The organism is Azotobacter chroococcum (assembly GCF_004339665.1).
Lineage (GTDB): Bacteria > Pseudomonadota > Gammaproteobacteria > Pseudomonadales > Pseudomonadaceae > Azotobacter > Azotobacter chroococcum.
Genome location: NZ_SMMU01000015.1, coordinates 1 through 18,708, shown reverse-complemented (window position 1 = coordinate 18,708; position 18,708 = coordinate 1). Strand labels below are relative to the sequence as shown.

11 protein-coding genes and 2 pseudogenes are annotated in these 18,708 nt (G+C 64.7%); 6 read left to right on the top strand and 7 right to left on the bottom strand.

The window, feature by feature from the left end; translation table 11 throughout:
* Positions 1-67 precede the first annotated feature (67 nt).
* The 6 genes from EV691_RS13715 to EV691_RS13690 all read right to left on the bottom strand — a co-directional run bounded on the left by EV691_RS13715 (position 68) and on the right by EV691_RS13690 (position 9,908).
* Positions 68-1,792 (bottom strand): GMC oxidoreductase, encoded by a 1,725-nt coding sequence (locus tag EV691_RS13715; RefSeq protein WP_131297457.1) that lies wholly within the window; start codon positions 1,790-1,792, stop codon positions 68-70.
* 1 nt (position 1,793) lies between these two features.
* On the bottom strand, positions 1,794-3,404 hold the full coding sequence (locus EV691_RS13710; RefSeq protein ID WP_131297456.1) for a patatin-like phospholipase family protein: 1,611 nt from the start codon (positions 3,402-3,404) through the stop codon (positions 1,794-1,796).
* Between the two features lie 3 nt (positions 3,405-3,407).
* The gene (locus EV691_RS13705; protein WP_207390139.1) at positions 3,408-4,298 is read right to left on the bottom strand and encodes an acetoacetate decarboxylase family protein; all 891 of its coding nucleotides are present in this window, start codon (positions 4,296-4,298) and stop codon (positions 3,408-3,410) included.
* A gap of 48 nt (positions 4,299-4,346) precedes the next feature.
* Positions 4,347-5,402 carry a lipase family protein gene (locus EV691_RS13700; protein ID WP_131297455.1) on the bottom strand — a complete coding sequence of 352 codons (1,056 nt, stop codon included), beginning with the start codon at positions 5,400-5,402 and terminating at the stop codon, positions 4,347-4,349.
* 946 nt (positions 5,403-6,348) lie between these two features.
* Positions 6,349-7,974, bottom strand: a complete 1,626-nt coding sequence (locus EV691_RS13695; protein ID WP_131297454.1) for a PEP/pyruvate-binding domain-containing protein — start codon at positions 7,972-7,974, stop codon at positions 6,349-6,351.
* Positions 7,971-9,908 (bottom strand): DUF47 family protein, encoded by a 1,938-nt coding sequence (locus EV691_RS13690; protein WP_131297453.1) that lies wholly within the window; start codon positions 9,906-9,908, stop codon positions 7,971-7,973. The genes EV691_RS13695 and EV691_RS13690 overlap by 4 nt, the downstream gene beginning before the upstream one ends.
* Positions 9,909-10,243: 335 nt before the next feature.
* On the opposite strand from EV691_RS13690, the gene ppnN reads away from it, so the two are divergent.
* The 6 genes and pseudogenes from ppnN to EV691_RS13660 all read left to right on the top strand — a co-directional run.
* On the top strand, positions 10,244-11,617 hold the full coding sequence (gene ppnN, locus EV691_RS13685; RefSeq protein WP_131297452.1) for a nucleotide 5'-monophosphate nucleosidase PpnN: 1,374 nt from the start codon (positions 10,244-10,246) through the stop codon (positions 11,615-11,617).
* A gap of 243 nt (positions 11,618-11,860) precedes the next feature.
* A complete protein-coding gene (locus tag EV691_RS13680; RefSeq protein ID WP_242672479.1) occupies positions 11,861-13,822 on the top strand; it encodes a hypothetical protein in 1,962 nt (653 codons plus the stop codon).
* A gap of 278 nt (positions 13,823-14,100) precedes the next feature.
* Complete coding sequence (cax, locus tag EV691_RS13675) at positions 14,101-15,171, top strand: calcium/proton exchanger (RefSeq protein ID WP_131297450.1); 1,071 nt, start codon at positions 14,101-14,103, stop codon at positions 15,169-15,171.
* A gap of 35 nt (positions 15,172-15,206) precedes the next feature.
* Entirely contained in the window at positions 15,207-16,952 is a 1,746-nt protein-coding gene (locus EV691_RS13670) for a SulP family inorganic anion transporter (RefSeq protein ID WP_131297449.1), read from the top strand.
* Positions 16,953-17,433: 481 nt separating this feature from the next.
* Positions 17,434-17,832: pseudogene (locus tag EV691_RS13665) on the top strand (alpha/beta hydrolase family protein); the annotation flags it as partial.
* Between the two features lie 60 nt (positions 17,833-17,892).
* A pseudogene (locus EV691_RS13660) lies at positions 17,893-18,318 on the top strand (alpha/beta hydrolase); the annotation flags it as partial.
* 39 nt (positions 18,319-18,357) lie between these two features.
* Here EV691_RS13660 and EV691_RS13655 read toward each other — a convergent pair.
* Positions 18,358-18,708 (bottom strand): integrase core domain-containing protein (locus tag EV691_RS13655; RefSeq protein WP_165901256.1); only part of this gene is annotated, 351 nt, incomplete at its 5' end.

The following is an 18,708-nucleotide window of genomic DNA, read 5'->3' as shown; positions in this document are numbered from 1 at the left end:
GCAGACGTCGCGTCTGCCGACCAGGTACCTGTCTTCCCTGCCCGGGTACCTTGAAAAGCCGCTTCAGTCAGAGATCCGCCGTGGGGCGGATCCCGGTGATGCCCTCGGCCACCCGCTCCGAGAGCGCACTGATGGTCGCCACCGGATTTGCCCCCACTGCGCTGGGCAGCAAGGCGCCGTCGGCCACATAGAGCCCCTGATAACCGAACACCTGGCCAAAGGTTTCCGGCGCCGCACTGGTCACGCCCCGCTGCGGGCTGTCGGCCAGACGGCAGCCGCCCAGCGCATGCACGGTCACGTTACGCTTCATGGGCCATAGCCAGTTCGGCAGAGGCACGAAGACCTTGGCGCCAGTCCAGTCCCGGAAGCGCTTGCCCATGCGTTCGATGGCGTCGTAGAGGCCCCTGTTGTCCCGGTAGGGCCACTTCACGTGGATGAAGCCTTCCTTGCAAAGACTCATCACACCGTTGCCTTTGTCGATCCCCATGCACAACAGCACGATGCTGGTGTAGGAAAGGCTCCCCTTGAGCAATTCATTGAAGGCATAGCCGATATGCCCGCTACCGAGGCCCTGCAGGAAACGAGAAGCCATCAGCCGCACGGTGCGCACGAAGGCATGGAAGTGCGAAAGTCCGGGCCGGATGCCCTCGGTATACCAGGCGGCGAAGTTCGGATAACTGGCATCCTCGAGGATGAAGGCGTGCTTGCGGTCGAAATCCTTGAGCAGGTTGTAATCCGTACCCTGGGTGATGACCGGGCCATAGTTCGGATTGGCCGGTTTCTTTCCATCGATCACGAAGGAGAGAAAATCCCCGTTGGCGGAAAAGTGCTGTCCCAGTTGCTGGCTGATGCCGGGCAGCGTCTTGTGAAGATCCCGGCAGCGCATCAGCAGTTCGGTGGAACCCAGCGTACCGGCGGACACCACCACTCGACGGCTCAGGGCGCTGCACTCGACATGCCCGTTCTTGAGATCGAGCCAGTAGACCCGGTAGCCATGCTCCCCGGTTGCCGACGGATCTTCCTCGCCCCGCTCGTTCAGGGGAGCGATTTTCTGCCCGAGCGCTTCGGTTTCTATGCGGGCCGCATAGCGGTGCTCGGCCACATGCAGGTAGTTGAGATCCAGGGAGTTCTTGGAGTGCGTATTGCACCCCAGATCGCATTCCGCACAGTACACGCAGGAAGTCTGCACCGCGCCGTAGCGGTTCTTCTCCTGAAGGCCGATGGCGGTCGGATTCTCGAAGTCGTTGCCGAAGAAAACGTTGATGTCCAGCAGCTTCGACTCACGTCCTTCGGACTGGGCAAACGCCTGAAACAGCTCGGTGCGAATGACCTTGCGCCGCGGATCGCTGCTCTGCGGTACCGGCCTCGCCCCCAATACCTCCTTGCTGACGGCATAGTACGGCTGCAAGGCTTCTTTCCTGGCTGCTGCAGGCCAGTTGTCGTCGAATACCTCCTCGGGAGGCTCCAGGAACACGTTGGCGTAAATCAGCGAACCGCCCCCCAGTCCGGCGCTGACGACCGCATCGATATGATCGAAGTTTCTGATGTCGAACAGCCCGTGAGCCTCTTGAGCGGCAATGGTTTTTGGCCGCATCCTCTGCTCGGGAAGCAGGTTCCAGAAGCTGTTCGCTATATCGTAGGGAGAACGCGGAAACGAGCCCATCGGATAACGCCTGCCACGCTCCAGCAGCAGGACCGCTCCCGGCCAGCGCTTGGCCAGGCGGCAGGTATTGATCGAGCCGCCGAAACCGCTGCCGATCACGACAGCTTCGTAGTCATACTTGATGCTCATCTTATTCTTGAGATCCCTTGACAGGGTTTTCGGAGAGTCCATTCACAGGCGTTGCCGATTTCCGGGTATGTCTTACGTAGGTATCCCAGAGCGACCGGGCAAAGAAGGTGAAAAAGCTGCACAGGGTTTTCAGGCGTGCCGACAGGCCATTCGCCTCTGTGATGCGGACGGTCGATAGCAGCCTCATCAGATCCGTCACGCCAAGGCTCAGTGTCCCGGCACCCACGACCGGACCGCTCGCGTCCGTGCCCTCATGGAGACGGGTGTAAAGGGTGGTGGTTTCCGGCCACAGCCTGAAGATCGAGCCGTTGCGCACTTCCTTGCGGCCGGCCAGATAGTAATCCTTGCCTTCGTGCTGGAAGCCCAGTTCATAAACCATGAAGGTCATGCCGGGATCATCGGTAGGCTTGAACAGGTTGAATACGCCTGTGCTCGCCCGCATGCCCATTCCCAGCGGAGCAAAGTCGATGCTTCCCGTCAGTTGCCCCCTGTGCTCGGGGTCCCTGACGAAGGCGCTCATGTCATCGATGCGAACCTCCGCATGCATGACCAGCCGCTGGTTCTGCCGTTTGCCTCTGGCCTGCCCTTCCGCCGCCTCGCCAACACCCAGGGCAAAGCCGCCTGCCATGGTTTCCTTGAACTGCAAGCCGGGATTCTGTGCTGTCATTTTCAACGTCTCAGGTTCGAGTGGAACGCCTTCGGGGGTCATGCTGGCGAAATAGTCGCGCGCATCGGCCCGTCCCATTTCAATCAGCTCGTCATGGGTGATGGCGCCGGTATAAAGAGCCAAGTCCAGAGGCAGGGGGTGCCTGGGCTTGATCAGATGGAGCCTGATGGGCTGCCGGTGGCCATAAGGCTGCTCTCCACGAGCAATGCGCTCGTTTATCTCGCGGATGTGCTGCATTTCTTTAATAAGCGCGCTGTTGGCGCTCATCTCCAGCATTTGCACATAGGCGTTCAGCGGGCCGCTGCGGTAGTGCGGAACATTGCCCATCACCCAGATGAGCCAGAGTTCGCCAGCGCCCCGCCGCACCGCCTCCATCAGGTTGGCGTCCTGGATGAACCCCGAGTCCAGGTAATGAACACCGTCGATCTCGACGGGCGGCAAGGTTGCCGGTAGCGACATGCTGGCGACCAGAAAATCCTCCGTCATCTCCCGATGAGGGATGACCCGGTTCGTCTTGGTCGAGAAATCACAGAGATTGAAGGTTCCCTGGATACCCTCTACAGCTCTGATTCTTTCGAAATCGATGCCCAGATGCGGATAAACCTTCTCGCGGAAGGATCTTGAAGCGCTGGCGGCCATGAATCTCGAAGGCAGGAGATAATTGGCCAGCGGCATCATGGAGAAGGTGTCCCGCATGCGCAGCGTCCGCCAGCGCCGGCAGATCTCCTCGATGCCCAGCCCCGAGAACAGCATGGCCAGATTGAGCGCTCCACCGGAGGTGGCATCCATGTGCTGGAAAGTGAGTCCGCGCGCAAAGATCTCCGACAAGGCACCGGCCGCATAGGAAAGGCGCAATCCGCCTCCGGGCAGGATCAGGGCTCTTCGGGGTCCATCGGGGCTCGACGCGGCCGCGCCCTGTGGCAACGAATTGGCAGGTTTGGACATGGGCTAGTGCCTGCCGTCTGCATGCGGGGGAATCGGCGCGGCAGGCGGTGACAGCCAGTCCTCGCTCAGGCTCAGGTCGACAACCGACTCCATTCCTTCCGGAGCCTTTTCCGGCAGCTGATCGAAATCCAGAAACCAGCTTTCGACATGATCATCCAGGGTCCCGGTGATCGAGGGCAAAAATACGGTGGCAATGGCATCGCCGATTTCCAGCTCTTTCATGGCCTGCAAACGCGGGTGATCGCCGATTACAAAGCGGGCCTTGGCATTGCGGAACAGGCGAACACCACAGCGGGCATCGAGAAAGATGTCCGACTTCATCAACATGCCGCGGAACGAGCAGTAGTTGGCAGCCTTCGTCCGCACGGGAATGCAGGTCTTTTTCGGAGGCTCGATCTCGACATAGGCAACCAGCTTCCCATCCAGGTCATACTGACTGCTGATGCGCTCTTCCGAGATATTGAAGTTCAGATGGCCCTGGTGCTTCGGCATGCCCCATATGCCTTTTCCCCCCTTCACGGAAATTTCGGAGGAGACCGGAAGGTCGACCACATACTGCCCAGCCTTGAAAAAATCCATGAACAGGGCCGGCAGCAACCTGGGAGCAGGCTTCCTGCCATGGGTACAGGCAATGGCGATGCTGTACTCGACATACTTGCCGATGGGAGTTTCCCTGTAGTCGATGACCGTCACGATCAGCAGGGCTTTCTTCCACAGGCGCAACGGATGTATGCCCTTGGGCAAAAATGCCCTGGCCTTCTCCGCATCGATTGGAAATATGGCCATCAAGGCCGGAGAATTGGTGGCCGCCACAGGCAACCTGAACGGAACACCATCAACCAGCGAAAAACGGCCAGCGTAGTCTTTTATACGCTCCGGAATCTTGTCGAACAACGAGTCTCTCCTTGGTCCTTGATCGTGAAGCACTGCAACAAATGTTGCTTATTGCCTTTCGAGTTCATGAATGATCAATGGGAATATGTCATGGGCCGCGTTTTTCCCCATGAACACATCCAGATGGCCGTAATCAGGCAACACATGCAATGCGTGATAATCCGGGCGCCATTTGGAAAAGTACTCATGACTCTTAACCTGGCTTTCCGGCAGGAAACAAAGATTTTTTTCACCCGCGAGAAAGGCAAACCGGGCCTCTGTTTTGGGCGCAAAGGATGCAAAATCCTCGGGAAGCTCCGGAAATCCCTCGACAGATACCAGATTGCCCCGGCTGGTGCAGCGAACTATCTGCTCGAAGAAGCGCAGCGGTACGGCGCCGAACTCGGATTTAATCCACTCATGGGTCTCGTCATCGAGGTTCTCATGCCGCCAGAGTGCCGGAAATCCGCTTCCATAGGTGAAGCTGACCTGCTTGCAGACGGGATTGTCACACTCGTGATGGGTCATATTCACCATCAGGGTGATCAGCTTGGCTGCCAGCGTAGGCGCCTCTATTCCCCAGTGAGGATTGAGGTATTGAGTCATCAGTTTGACCAGCGGCAACATCCGGTTCAGTTTGAAGGATGACCACCTGGGCACCACCGGATGCAGCGAGACGGCGTTGCTGACGATGACTGAAACCTGAGGCAACAGTCCGGCAACGGCCGACATGGTGAAACTGGTCGATCCCTGGCAGTGGATGACGGCCTTTACCGTTTCGGCCCCGGTTTCAGCGATGATCGTGCGCACTGCTGCCGGATGATCGAATAGAGCAGCCTGGTCAAGCGTCCAGAGATTGGCCTCGAAATCGATGCTGGCACGCCAGTTTTCCAGCCAGACATCGTATCCGCTGGCTATCAGTGCATCCACGATGTCCGTCTCCACGGGTGCCTGATATATCGAAGCCCGAACACCAGCTCCATGCACCAGGATCACGGGACCTTTGTCGGGCATCCTTTCGGAAGAACTTATATTGACGAGGTTCAGCGAACGGCCATCACCTGCGACAAAGGGAACAACGCGCCTTGTATAAACACCACCCTCGACAAAGGCAGTTGAAGACATGATGCTGGCATCCTTGAAAAGTTTGACCCTTGTTTATAGTTATACACTTCTTTCAAAAAGCGACTTCAAGGCGAGCACGAAACTCCGGCCCAACATCCAGATACTCCAGCAAGGGCTGCCCCATGAAGCAGTTCCAACTTTCGCTCTTGATCTGCACGCCGAGTATTGATCCGGCTTCTCGTACAAGCTCTAGATTTGCACGAAGTCGAGCGCCCGACACTTGCACTCTGAGCGCTGGGCACAGTTCCGTTATTCACTCACCGAAGAGATCTGCAATGAAGAAGATGTGGAGAATACGAAGAACATTATCGCTAGCAGCTAGAAATCTGGCCGAATCTGGTTTGCTGCCGCTTTTATTCGACGCGCGAGGCGCGAGACCATCGCGCCCTTGCTCTTCCCTGATCGATCCATTTTTCACAGCCCGCAAGATAGTAAAACAGTATCAAAATTCCCGCACTATCTGAAAGGATAAAATGGGCGTGGCGAACGTGATCGTCTTCATGCGGATATCCATGCCCGGCCATCCGGATGCGGCGATGCCATCAGGGTGGCCGGCGAGGTTTCCGGAAGATGCCGGGCGAGATGCTAGGGTCTGTTGACGTTTTGGCGTAGGACGCGACGGAGGCCCGTTTGGCGCAGAACAAGGAGCGAGGAGAGAAGTTTGGTCATTCCAAATGAACGACGAGCGACGCCGTGCTGCGCCAAACGGGCCCCGTCCCTGCGGGTTGCGCGGCAAATGCCGCCATGCGGCGTTGCGGGACTTGGCAAGGGAATGACCATTGCCGGCGCCCCGCGCCTTGCCTGGCGGCATTTGACGCAGCAACGCGGCTCACGCCAAAACGTCAACAGACCCTACGGATCGGTGAGGAAATGCAGACGCCTGCTTCCCGTCCTCAAGCGTGAGGCGCCGTCACCTGGCCGCAGGCGTCGAGATGAATGCCGACCCTCAATCGGGCCGGGCATTGCCGGGGACATCGCGCAGCCGCGCCAGCCGTTCGAGCAATCCTTCCGGCACCCGCTCCTCCAGCTTCGCCACTCCTGCGTAGACCACACCCTCGTTGCCGTCCAGGGTGATCGGCTCGCCCTCCGCCAGCAGCCGTTCACCGATGCGCAGACTGCGGCCCGCCTCGTCGATCGCCAGGCGCTCGCAGCCGACCAGGCAGACCTTGCCCATCTGCCGCGCCACCACGGCGGCATGGGAGGTGCGTGCACCACGCTGGGTCAGCAGGCCGTCGGCCAGGTCGAGGGCGGCGATGTCGCGGGTCTCGGCGTCGCGGCGCACCAGCACCACGGCGGCGCCGGCGGCCTTGCGCCGGCGCGCCACCACCTCGTCCAGGGCGATCTCGCCGCCGACCACCCCGCTCGCCGCGCTGGCGGCGCGGGCCAGCGGCTGCAGGGTCTGGCCTTCGCCGGCGGCGATCACCCGCAGCGCCAGCGCGCGCTCGTCCAGCCCTGCGGTTCGCTCGCGGGCGACCTCGGGGGCGATCAGCCCGGCGTCGCACAGGTCGAGGGCAATGCGCGCGGCGGCCTGGGGCGTGCGCTTGCCGCTGCGGGTCTGCAGCAGGTAGAGGCGGCCGTCCTGCACGGTGAATTCGAAGTCCTGCATGTCGCCGAAATCCCGCTCGAGCGTCGCGCAGGCCTGCAGCAGCTCGTCCCAGACCACGGGAGCGACGGCGGCCAGCTCGTCGTGGCCCGGGGCGCTGTGCCGGCCGCTGACCACGTCCTCGCCCTGGGCGTTGAACAGGAAGTCGACCCAGGGCGCCGGCTCGCCGCTGCTCGGGTTGCGGGTGAAGCCCACCCCGGCCCCGGACAGCCCGCCGGCGTTGCCGAAGACCATGCGCTGCACGGTGACCGCCGTGCCCATCGCCTCGTCGAGGCCGTGCAGCGCGCGGTAGGCGCGCGCCCTGGTGCTGTTCCAGGAGGCAAAAACCGCGCCGATGGCCGCGCCCAGCTGCGCCCGGGCATCCTGCGGAAAGGCCTCGCCGGCCTCGCGCCGGTAGCTGGCCAGATGACGACCGGCCAGCTCGCGCAGCTCGGCAAAGTCCAGCTCGCGCTCGTCCCGTTCGCCGCGCAGCGCATCCAGATCGGCCTCGAAGTGCCGGGCGTCGATCCCGACGACCACCTCGCCGTAGCCGGCGATCAGCCGCCGGTAGGCATCCCAGGCCAGCCGCGGATTGCCGGTCAGGCGCACCAGGCCGGGCAGGGTCGCGTCGCTCAGGCCGATGTTCAGCAGGGTTTCCAGCATCCCCGGCATGGACACCGGCGCCCCCGAGCGCACCGACAGCAGCAGCGGATGGCGGCTGTCGCCGAGGCGCAGGCCGGTGAAGGCCTGCAGTTCGCCCAGCGCCGGCTCCCAGAGTTCCGGCCCAACCTCCTGCGCGCGCCCGCACCAGCCAGTGCCGAGCACGAAGGCCGGCGGTACCGGCAGACCGAGCGCGGCCATCCGCGCGAGGTTCCAGGCCTTGAAGCCGAGGGATGCCGGGCTGGCCGCCGCGGGCAGGGGCCGGCCGTCGCCGATGGACTGGATCAGGCACAGCCCGTCGCGTTCGACGGCCGTCTGCGGGGCGTTCACGAGCCCACCCCGACGCGGCTGAAGGCCAGCTTGCGCAGGCCGTAGCCGGTGGCGAGCAGCTTGTCGCTGGCCCGCTCCAGGGCCTCGGCGAAGTCCGTGGCGAGGACCAGCGTCGCGGCGTCGCCGACGTTGCCGGCCAGCGCCCGGCGCGCCTCGCGCAGCAGGTTGTCGCACTGGCGCTCGGCGTTGACCACCCGCCAGAGGGCGGCGACGAACTCGTCGTGGTCCTCGCCGCTGCTGTCCTCGCCCAAAGTGCAGGCGATGGCCAGCGCCTTCACGTGGTCCTGCATGGCCTCGAGCACCGCGTCGGCGAGCTGCTGCATCACCCGCTGCACCGCGCCATGCCAGCCGTGATGATGGTCGTCGGCGATCAGCGAGAGCAGGAAGGCCGCCTCCTCCAGCGCGTCGGCCACGTCGTCGGCGCCCTCGATCAGCCGGGTGAAGGGTTCCCAGCGCGGATGGCGCTCGGCGCGGGTGCGCGAATGCATCACCAGCAGGTCGGCTTGGCGCTCCCACTGCTTGGCGCGCTCGGCCAGCCTGGCGGCGGCCTTGCGGTCGCTCTGCCAGCCATGGGCCAGGGCGTCGCGCAGGGCCTCGGCGATGGCATGGCAGTAGGCCGCGTGGCCGGTCAGCAGGTCGAACTCGTCGCGCCGCCGGCGCATGTGGCGGACCAGCAGCAGCCGCGTCTCGTCGGCGATCAGCGGCAGCGCCTGGCGCTGGCGCATGCCCTGGCTGGCCAGCGCCAGCACCTCGAGGAGGAACTCCTCGGCCTGCGCCGCGCCCATCACCTGGTCGAGACGGTCGCCGATATGGAAGCAGTCCTCGCCGAGTCCCTGCATCGCCCCGTAGATCAGCTGCTCGCCGCCGGCCGCCAGCCAGCCCATGTGGCCGACCTCGCGCCGCGCCGCCTCGCCGAGGATGGCCACGGCGGCGGGCTTGGAGACGAACGGCAGCAGGCGCTTGCGGGCGCGGTTCCAGTCGATCAGGAAGACGATCCGCGCGCCGATGCCCTCGAGCACCTGCTGCAGCGCCTGCTCGTCGGCGCAGGCGAAGGTCGCGGTGCCGACCTGGTAGGCCTCGCCGGCGTTGAGCCCGGCGCTGACCCGCGTGTCCGGCGCGGACCAGGCGGCGCCGAGCTCGGCCAGCATGGTCTGGAAGAAGGCGAAGCGCCGGGCGTGCAGGTCGGAATAGGTCAGGCTGACGGCCAGCTCCTCCACCTGGATCACCAGCACATGGGCGTCGTTGGTGCCGATGTCGTTCTGCAGCAGCAGCCGTCCGCCGTCGCGGGTGGCGGCGGTGTCCAGGCCGGGATGGTCGAACTTGAGCGCACGGGTGCGGTTGAGCCCGCGCATGAAGGCGGCGACCCGCGGCCGGTCGGCTTCGTCCAGCTGCCAGACGTGGGCGCCGTCGATGCGCTCGTCGGTCAGCTCAGCGGCCAGGTGGTTGAGCGCCTTGTGCAGGTCCATCACCAAGAGGTGGAAGCTGTCCTCGTCGCCACGCTTGCCGCTGGTCAGCGCGCGGAGCTGGTCCGCGTCGAGGCTGTCGTCGGTGAGCGCGTCGAGCCAGCCGCACCAGCTCTCCACCCGGCCGAGCAGCAGCGGGTCGCCGCCGTCGGCCAACGGCCGCGCCATGACCCGCAGGTCGTCGTGCAGCAGAGCCGCCAGGCGCAGGAACTCGGGCAGGTGCAGCCGCCGCCCCTCGCGGCAGGCGCCGGCCGGCAGCTCGTTGAGCCAGGAGGCGGCGACCTGCGCGGTGGCGAACTCCCGCGCCAGTTCCAAAGGCGGCGCATCGGGCCGCTCGGCGTGGGCCTCGGCGGCCTGCAGCAGCGTGAGATAGAGCTTGAGCCGGTCGTTCGCCGCCAGCGCCGCCTTGATCCATGCCGGGCGCAGCAACTGCATCTGCCCCAGCGACTCGACCACATCCATCTTGTCCATCCGCCACCTGCCTGCATTGCTGCGCGCACTCGATGAACAGAATTATGGGCGGCGAATTGTGACAACCGGTGCCACCCCGCCGGGCGGACGACGGACGAACCCCGCTCGCGCAAGCGCGCCGGCAGCCGCCGCTCGCCGCATCGTTTTCGCGCCGTTTCACCCAAGCCCAGCGTAAGATCGGCACAGATGCCCCGGCCGCCGGCGATCCCGCCGCGAGGTTTGCCGTTTCGCCCGGCCGGCGGAGAGAATGCCCGTGCGCGCGAGCGCATTCGGCGCTCACCATCCTGATGCGGGCGGCTCTTCCGGCCGCCGGCATCGTTCACAGGGGACCGAAAATGGACTCAAGAAATAGAATCAACGCTTCGGTAAGCCCCAAGGGCAGCCTGGAAACGCTGTCCCAGCGCGAAGTCCAGCAACTGAGCGAAGTCGGGGCGGGCAGCCTCTACACGCTGTTCCGCCAGTGCGCCCTGGCGATCCTCAACACCGGCGCGCGCACCGACAACGCCAAGACCATTCTCGAGTCCTACCAGGACTTCGAGGTGCGCCTCCACCAGCAGGATCGCGGCGTCCGCCTGGAGCTGCTCAACGCGCCGGCGGACGCCTTCGTCGACGGCGAGATGATCGCCAGCACCCGCGAGATGCTGTTCAGCGCCCTGCGCGACATCGTCTACACCCAGAGCGAGCTGGACAGCCTGCGCATCGACCTGAGCACCTCCCAGGGCATCACCGACTACCTCTTCCACCTGCTGCGCAACGCCCGCACCCTGCGCCCCGGCGTGGAGCCGAAGATGGTGGTGTGCTGGGGCGGCCACTCGATCAGCGTCGAGGAGTACAAGTACACCAAGAAGGTCGGTCACGAGCTGGGCCTGCGCAAACTGGACATCTGCACCGGCTGCGGGCCTGGCGTGATGAAGGGACCGATGAAGGGCGCCACCATCGCCCATTCCAAGCAGCGGCTCATCGGCGGCCGCTACCTGGGCCTGAGCGAGCCGGGGATCATCGCCGCCGAGACGCCCAACCCGATCGTCAACGAACTGGTGATCCTGCCGGACATCGAGAAGCGCCTGGAGGCCTTCGTGCGCGTCGGCCATGGCATCGTCATCTTCCCCGGCGGCGCCGGCACCGCCGAGGAATTCCTCTACCTGCTCGGCATCCTGATGCACCCGGACAACCAGGACCTGCCGTTCCCGGTGATCCTCACCGGCCCGCGGAGCGCGGCGCCCTACCTGGAGCAGCTGCACGCCTTCGTCGGCGCCACGCTGGGGAAAGCCGCGCAGCGCCACTACCGGATCATCATCGACGACCCCGTCGAAGTAGCCCGGCAGATGAGCCACGGGCTGAAGGAGGTCAGGCAGTTCCGCCGCGAGCGCAACGACGCCTTCCATTTCAACTGGCTGCTGCGCATCGAGGAGGTCTTCCAGCGCCCGTTCGACCCGACCCACGCCAACATGGCCAGCCTCCAGCTGAGCCGCGACCTGCCGCCTCACCAACTGGCGGCCGACCTGCGCCGCGCCTTCTCCGGCATCGTCGCCGGCAACGTCAAGGACAAGGGCATCCGCCTGATCGAGCAGTACGGCCCCTACGAGATCCACGGCGAAGCGTCGGTGATGCGACCGCTGGACGACCTGCTGCAGGCCTTCGTCGACCAGCACCGGATGAAGCTGCCGGGCGGCACGCCCTATGTGCCCTGCTATCGGCTGGTGACCTGAAGGCCGCCTTTCAAGGCCTTCGGCCGGCTGCTTGCCAGCCGGCCACAGGAGCGGGTTCATCGGCGATCATCGGCAAAACCGGAAGCATCGCAAATGAATTCGCGCCTGCGAAAGCTGCTGGGAAAGGGAAAGACCTTAAAAGGAGTGGGCCTGAAAGCCGGAAGGCCGGGGCCGTCGTGGTATAGTTCGCGGCTTTTCCCGCACCACGTCGGTCTGCCGACCCCAACGCATAGGTATTCCCGTTTGGAGCACAAACCTCTCATCGAGCGTTTGTGGGGCATCGCTCGCACCCACAGTTTTGCCGCTTTCGAAACCTGCCTGCACGAGGCCTGTCCCGATGGCTCGCTCAAGGCTCTGGCCGACGCCCTGCGCCAGCTGACCAGTGCCGGCCAGCAGGCGCTTGCACAGGACTTGCTGGGCGAATCCCTCGAAAACCATGTCGCCTCGCCGCAGATCCTCTGGCGCCTGGAGATGGCCCTGCTGCTCGGACAGCCCGGAACCGGCAAGGACACGGCTGGCGTTCCGGATCTCGTCACGCTTGAGAACAAGGTGAAGGAACTGGTCCTGGCCAACCGGCTGGACGATGCGATCGCCCTCGTAAGCGAAGCTGCCAGGGCCAGCGCCGCCCCGGAGCTGTACGAGCTGCTGGGCCGCCTGCACCTGCGCCGCGGAACGGCCCGAAGCGCCGCCGCCCCGGCGCTCGATTCCGTACCGCCCGCCGCACAGCCGGTGCAAGCGGCCATCAAGCCGTCAGGCGCAGCACGGGCCGAGGAAGAACCGGACGCGCAGGAAGCCGCCGTCCGCGTGGCAACCCGTCCTCTGACCGAAAGAATCGAACGGCCGGCGGAAACCCCGCGCGCAGCGGCCGCGCCGGTCGAGCCGCCCCGCCCGGCTGCCTCTGCGAGCCCATCCGCCACCACCGGCCTGGCTGCCGTCCGCAGCGGGAACCTGCCACCGCCCGCCCCCACACCGCCGGCAGAAACCACCGAAAAGGCCCCGCCGCAATGGGTGGCCGAAGAGCTGCTCAAGGCGCGCGCCAGGGCGCAGGAGACCATGCAGAAGCGGGCCGAGGCAGCCCCCGTCGCCAAGCCGGCCATCATTGCCGTCGCCGCCCCCGCCGCCAAACCCGAGCCGGCGCCCGCGCCCGTCGAGATCCCGGCGCCGGACGAGCCGAAGGAGCAGGTGTTCGCCCGCCTGCGCGAAGCCTTCACCAAGCTCAACAAGATCGAACGCAAGCTGCTGGCCTGGATCATGGCCAATCCCAACCAGACTGCCGCGCAGATCGCCAGGAACACCGAGCTGGGCAGCGCGGAAGTCACCACCGCGCTCAAGGGCCTGACCGGACTCTGGCTCGATCCCTTCACCTTCGCTGGCTACACCGTGCGGGACTACGTGCTGGAGTGCATGTCCATGGGCAAGCAGGCGCCCGCCGGCGCCCGCCCGTCCACGCCGGCCAGCGCCAGCCGCGCGACGACGCCAGCCACCGCGCGGACCGCCGAAACGCCGCGCACGCCCAGCCCGGCAGCGCGGGCGGCGGCCGCCCCGGCCGCGGCGAAAGCGGCCCGCTCCGCCGCCGCCTCGCCAGCCCTGTCCGGCCTGAGCGGGCTGGACAGGCAGGTGCTGGAATACATCGGCAACCACCCGGGCTGCTCGCCGGACGAGGTGATGGACGCGATGGGACCGGACGAACCGGCCTCGGTATCGCTGGTCACCCTGCGCCGGGAGTGGCTGGACCGCGACGCCCAGGGCCGCTACACCATCAAGCCGGCCATGCTCGACCAGATACCGAACGGCGACCAGCCGGCGCCTCCCGCCCCGGCGGCCGAGCCGGAAGTAGAAATGGATGAAGACCTCATGGAGGCAGCCCCGCCGCGCAAGTCGCGCATCATGGAGACCCTGGCCGCCTCGCCGCTCGCCGCCAGCGCCAGCGCCGCCAACCCGCTGTCGAAGGAGCAGGCCAGGCTGGCCAAACTGCCCAAGGGACAGCGCCAGATCCTGCAGTTCCTGTACGACAACGGCCAGGCACGCACCAAGGACATCGCCCGCACCCTCGACCAGGACGCGGCCAAGGTCAACAGCGCCCTCCTCGGCCCGCTCGCCGACTTCGTGTCGGTGATGCACAGCTTCTGGCGGCTGAACGACGAGATCCGCCCGGCACTGGCGCCGGTCGAACCCGACGAGGCGGGCGAAGCAGCCAGAGCCTGAGGCTCCGGCACCGGGACAGCCTTCCCCTCGGCCATGGCGACGGCTTGCCGTCGAAGGGCGATGCGGCCGGGAGGCTCATCGGTGGAAAACCCTGCGTGGTTTTCCACCCCGAGGGATCGGCAGCTCGCAGGGCGGACAAGGCTCGCGGTTTGCGGGCGTCGACCCAAGGCATTTTCGCGCCGGCCAGCGGTGGACCGAGAAACTACACTTTCCCCGCTGCCTGCAAATCCATTGCAGGGGAAAGCGCGTTTCCGCGCGCTACCCGGGAGCTGCCCTGCATGCTGAACTGGCTTCTGATTTTCGTCCCGGTCACTCTCGCTCTGGAGTACCTCGCCCCGGATCGCTACTTGCCGATCTTTGCCAGCGCAGCACTGGCCATCCTGCCGCTGGCCGGCTGGCTGGGACGTGCCACCGAGCATCTGGCCGAGCACTTCGGCGAGGGCGTCGGCGGGTTGCTCAATGCCACCTTCGGCAATGCCACCGAGCTGATCATTGGCATCGTCGCGCTGCAGGCGGGACTGCATGACGTGGTCAAGGCATCCATCGCCGGCTCGATACTCGGCAACATTCTCCTGGTCCTCGGTGGAGCCATGCTCTGCGGGGGCATGCGTTATCCCGAGCAGCACTTCAATGCCACCGGAGCCCGCTCTCAAGCCACCCTGCTGAGTCTTGCCGCCATTGCCCTGGTCGTGCCGGCGGCCTACGAGGCCTCCGCCGTCGCCAAGATTCCTCAGGGGGCGCACTATCTGAGCATATCGATTTCCGTGGTGTTGCTGATCGTCTATGTCTTGTTCCTCATGTACTCGCTGATTACCCACACAAGGGAGTTCGTCAGCGAGAACGGAGAGGACGGCACGCCGAAGCAGGTCCCGTGGCCGATGGGAAGGGCACTCCTGGTACTGGGAGCGGCCTCCGTCCTGATTGCCTGGGCCAGCGAGATCCTGGTGGCGGCCATCGAGCCCAGCACCCAGCAGCTCGGACTGAGCAATGTCTTTGTCGGCATCTTCGTCGTCGCCATTCTCGGCAACGCCGCCGAGCACGCCACGGCGATCACCATGGCGATGAAGAATCGAATGGACCTGTCCCTGGCAATCGCCATCGGCTCCAGCGTTCAGGTTGCCCTGTTCGTTGCCCCCGTACTGGCGCTGACCAGCCTGTTCGTCGGTCCGGCAGCCATGGACCTGGACTTTCCGCCGGGGCTGGTGCTGGTGGTGGTGTTGTCCATCCTCATTACCGGGCAGATAGCCGGCGACGGCCGCTCCGACTGGTTCAAGGGCGTCCAGTTGCTCGCCGTGTACCTGATCCTGGGGATGGCGTTCGCCCTCATTGCCGGAGACCCGCCCCACTAGGCGGTGGCATCGCTCCGAACGAGGAGAGCTTATCCATGCAATCCGACGACCCGCCACCCGACAGTGCCCCGTTCGCCACCTCCGCAGAGGGGTGGTTGCGCTGGCTGCCGGGATTGCAGGTGCTCAGGCAGTACCGTCTCGCCTGGCTGCCGAACGACATTGCCGCCGGCCTGGTGCTGACCGCCATGCTGGTGCCGGTCGGCATCGCCTATGCCGAGGCCTCCGGCGTGCCGGGCATCTACGGCCTGTACGCGACCATCGTACCGCTGCTGGCCTACGCGCTGTTCGGTCCCAGCCGGATCCTCGTGCTCGGGCCGGACTCGGCGCTGGCGGCGCCGATTCTTGCGGTGATCCTGGTGACATCCGAAGGCGATCCAGCCAAGGCGATCACCCTGGCCGGCATGATGGCGGTGGTGTCCGGCCTGGTGTGCATCCTCGCCGGCCTGCTGCGCCTGGGTTTCGTTACCGAACTCCTGTCCAAGCCAATCCGCTACGGCTACATGAACGGCATCGCCCTGGCCGTGCTCATCAGCCAGTTGCCGAAGCTGTTCGGCATCGGCATCGACGGTCGCGGACCGCTGCGGGATGTCCTGCAGCTCGGGCAGGCGATCCTCGCCGGCGAGGCCAACTGGTACAGCTTTGCGGTCGGCGGCGGCTGCCTGGCGCTGATCCTGCTGCTCAAGCCGTTCAAGCGCCTGCCCGGAATCCTCGTCGCGGTGATCCTGGCGACGCTGGCGGTCAGTTTCTTCGACCTGCACGAGGTCGGAGTGAAGGTCTTGGGCGAACTCCCCCAAGGGTTGCCAGCGTTCACCGTGCCCTGGCTCGGCGACGTCGACTGGAGCGAGGTGCTGCTCGGCGGTCTCGCGGTCGCCCTGGTGTCCTTCACCGACACCAGCGTGCTGTCGCGCACCTACGCGGCCCGCACCCGCAGCAAGGTGGATCCGAATCAGGAAATGGTCGGACTGGGCATCGCCAACCTGGCCGCCGGCTTCTTCCAGGGCATTCCGATCAGCAGCAGTTCCTCGCGCACGCCGGTGGCCGAAGCGGCAGGCTCGAAGACCCAGCTGACCGGCGTGATCGGTGCGCTGGCGGTCGCCGCGTTGCTGCTGGCGGCGCCCAGTCTGCTGCGCTACCTGCCCAGCAGTGCGCTGGCCGCTGTGGTCATCGCGGCAGCCATCGGCCTGTTCGAGATCACCGATCTGAAGCGGATCTTCCGCATGCAGCAATGGGAGTTCTGGCTCTCGTTCACCTGCTTCGTCGGCGTCGCGGTATACGGCGCCATCCCCGGCATCGGCCTGGCGGTAGCGATCTCGATCATTGAATTCCTCTGGGATGGCTGGCGCCCGCACTATGCCGTCCTCGGTCGCGCCAGCGGGGTGCGCGGCTACCACGACGTGCAACGCTATCCGGATGCCCGGCGCGTGCCCGGGCTGGTGCTGTTCCGCTGGGATGCCCCGCTGTTCTTCGCCAACGCCGAGCTGTTCCAGCAGCGCATCCTGCAAGCCATCGAGGAATCGCCCACGCCGGTACGCCGGGTGGTGGTGGCGGCCGAGCCGGTGACCAGCGTGGATGTCACCTCCGCCGACATGCTCGGCGAACTGGGCGGGAAGCTGCACGAGCGCGGCATCGAACTCCATTTCGCCGAAATGAAGGACCCGGTCAAGGACAAGCTCAAGCAGTTCGAACTGATGGAAAAACTCGGCCCGGACATTTTCCACCCCACCGTTGGCGCCGCCGTGGATGCCTATCTCGAGGACCATAGGGTGGATTGGTCGCCTTGAGCGCGAAATTGCACCTAACTTGACCAGCTTGATTGCATTCCACCTGACTTGGCATGTGCATGTTGCTTCAACAACTCACGCCGAATTGACGATTAGCAGCATTCGTTTCCAGCAAGTCGTGAGCGGCAGCAGGCGACCCAAAGCGGCCATCGCTCATTGCGCTGTCGACTGTGAAACATGCCCCCTTTCCCGTCCGGTACTTATTCGTTAGCGTTATCATTGCTATTCAACTAATGATGTTTATCGATCAATAGCAGGGCGGTACCTTGCTCTCTGTGATTTCAGGCGGTGAGCAATCCATGGAGCACATCCTCCGAAGGTGTTTTTCCGGGGCCCAGGCAGGCGTCCTCTATTTCGTCTTGGGCATCGGTGCCGTCGCGAACGCGGGCGACCACGCTCCACTGGTTATCAAGGATCAGGGAGGCATGATTGCCGGCGGCAAAGTGACCACACAGCGGGGGACCTTTGATCCGTATGCCGCAAGGTGCGGGCCATCGTGGCGTTCGAGCCGGGCAGCAGCTTCGTGTTTCCCGAGGGGGAGGTTCCCGAGCCGATTCCCAGCGCGTTCGACACAGTCTCGGCGCATGTCGTATCGAAGGCGCAGTTCGACGCGCTGACCCGCATCCCCATCGTCATCTTCTATGGCGACAACATCCCCGCCAAGCCGGTTCGTTTGCCTGCACAAAACAGCTGACGCGCCCGGCTTGTGATGGCGCGCCTGTGGCGGGACACGGTGAACCGGCATGGCGGTGACGTAAGGCTCATCCACCTGCCGGAGATTGGGATCAAGGGCAATAGCCACTTCCCATTCTCGGATATCAACAACGTCGAGATCGCGGATCTGGTTTCGACGTTCCTCGCAGAGAAAGATCTGGATTGACAACGTGCACGGCGATGGCTGCCGTGCCCTTCAGAAGCCGGAATTGGCGGGAGTATTCATATGCGGCGAACAACGATAAAGGCCACCCTCCTGGCCGCCATGGTCGGGATATCGGCAGCCGAGGCCGGGGCAGCGGACTACAAGCAGAATCCGTTCACATTGACCTACGATGGCGCGATTACGAAGAACGAACCGGGCAAGGTCAACATCCACCCGGTCACCTACAAACTCAACGGCTTGGACATTTCCGCCAACGTTTACACCCCCGCGAACTACGACCCTGAGAAGAAATATCCCGCAGTCGTCGTGGCGCACCCGAATGGCGGGGTGAAGGAGCAGGTCGCGGGCCTGTATGCCCAGCGATTGGCGGAGCAAGGCTACATCACGGTTGCCGCCGATGCGGCATATCAAGGTGCGAGTGGCGGTCAGCCGCGCAATGTGGACAAACCCGCGTACCGCATCGAGGACATCCACGCAATGGCGGACTGAACCGCCCCGGGAATCTCGGAGGCTCTTTGGTGTGAGTCATGCCATCAGGGCAGACTCGTCGAGTTGTCGATAATACGCCGCTTCAGCTTCGGCCGGCGGTATGTTGCCGATCGACTCCAGCAGTCGACGGTTGTTGAACCAGTCCACCCAGGTCAGCGTGGCCAGTTCCACGGCCTCGCGGTTCTTCCAGGACTGGCGATGAATCACCTCCGCCTTGTACAAGCCATTGATCGTCTCGGCCAGGGCATTGTCGTACGAGTCCCCCACACTGCCCACCGATGGCTCGATACCCGCCTCTGCCAGGCGCTCCGTGTAGCGGATCGAGACATACTGCACCCCTCTGTCACTGTGATGGATCAGCCCGCCCTGTACCGGCTGACGGGCATA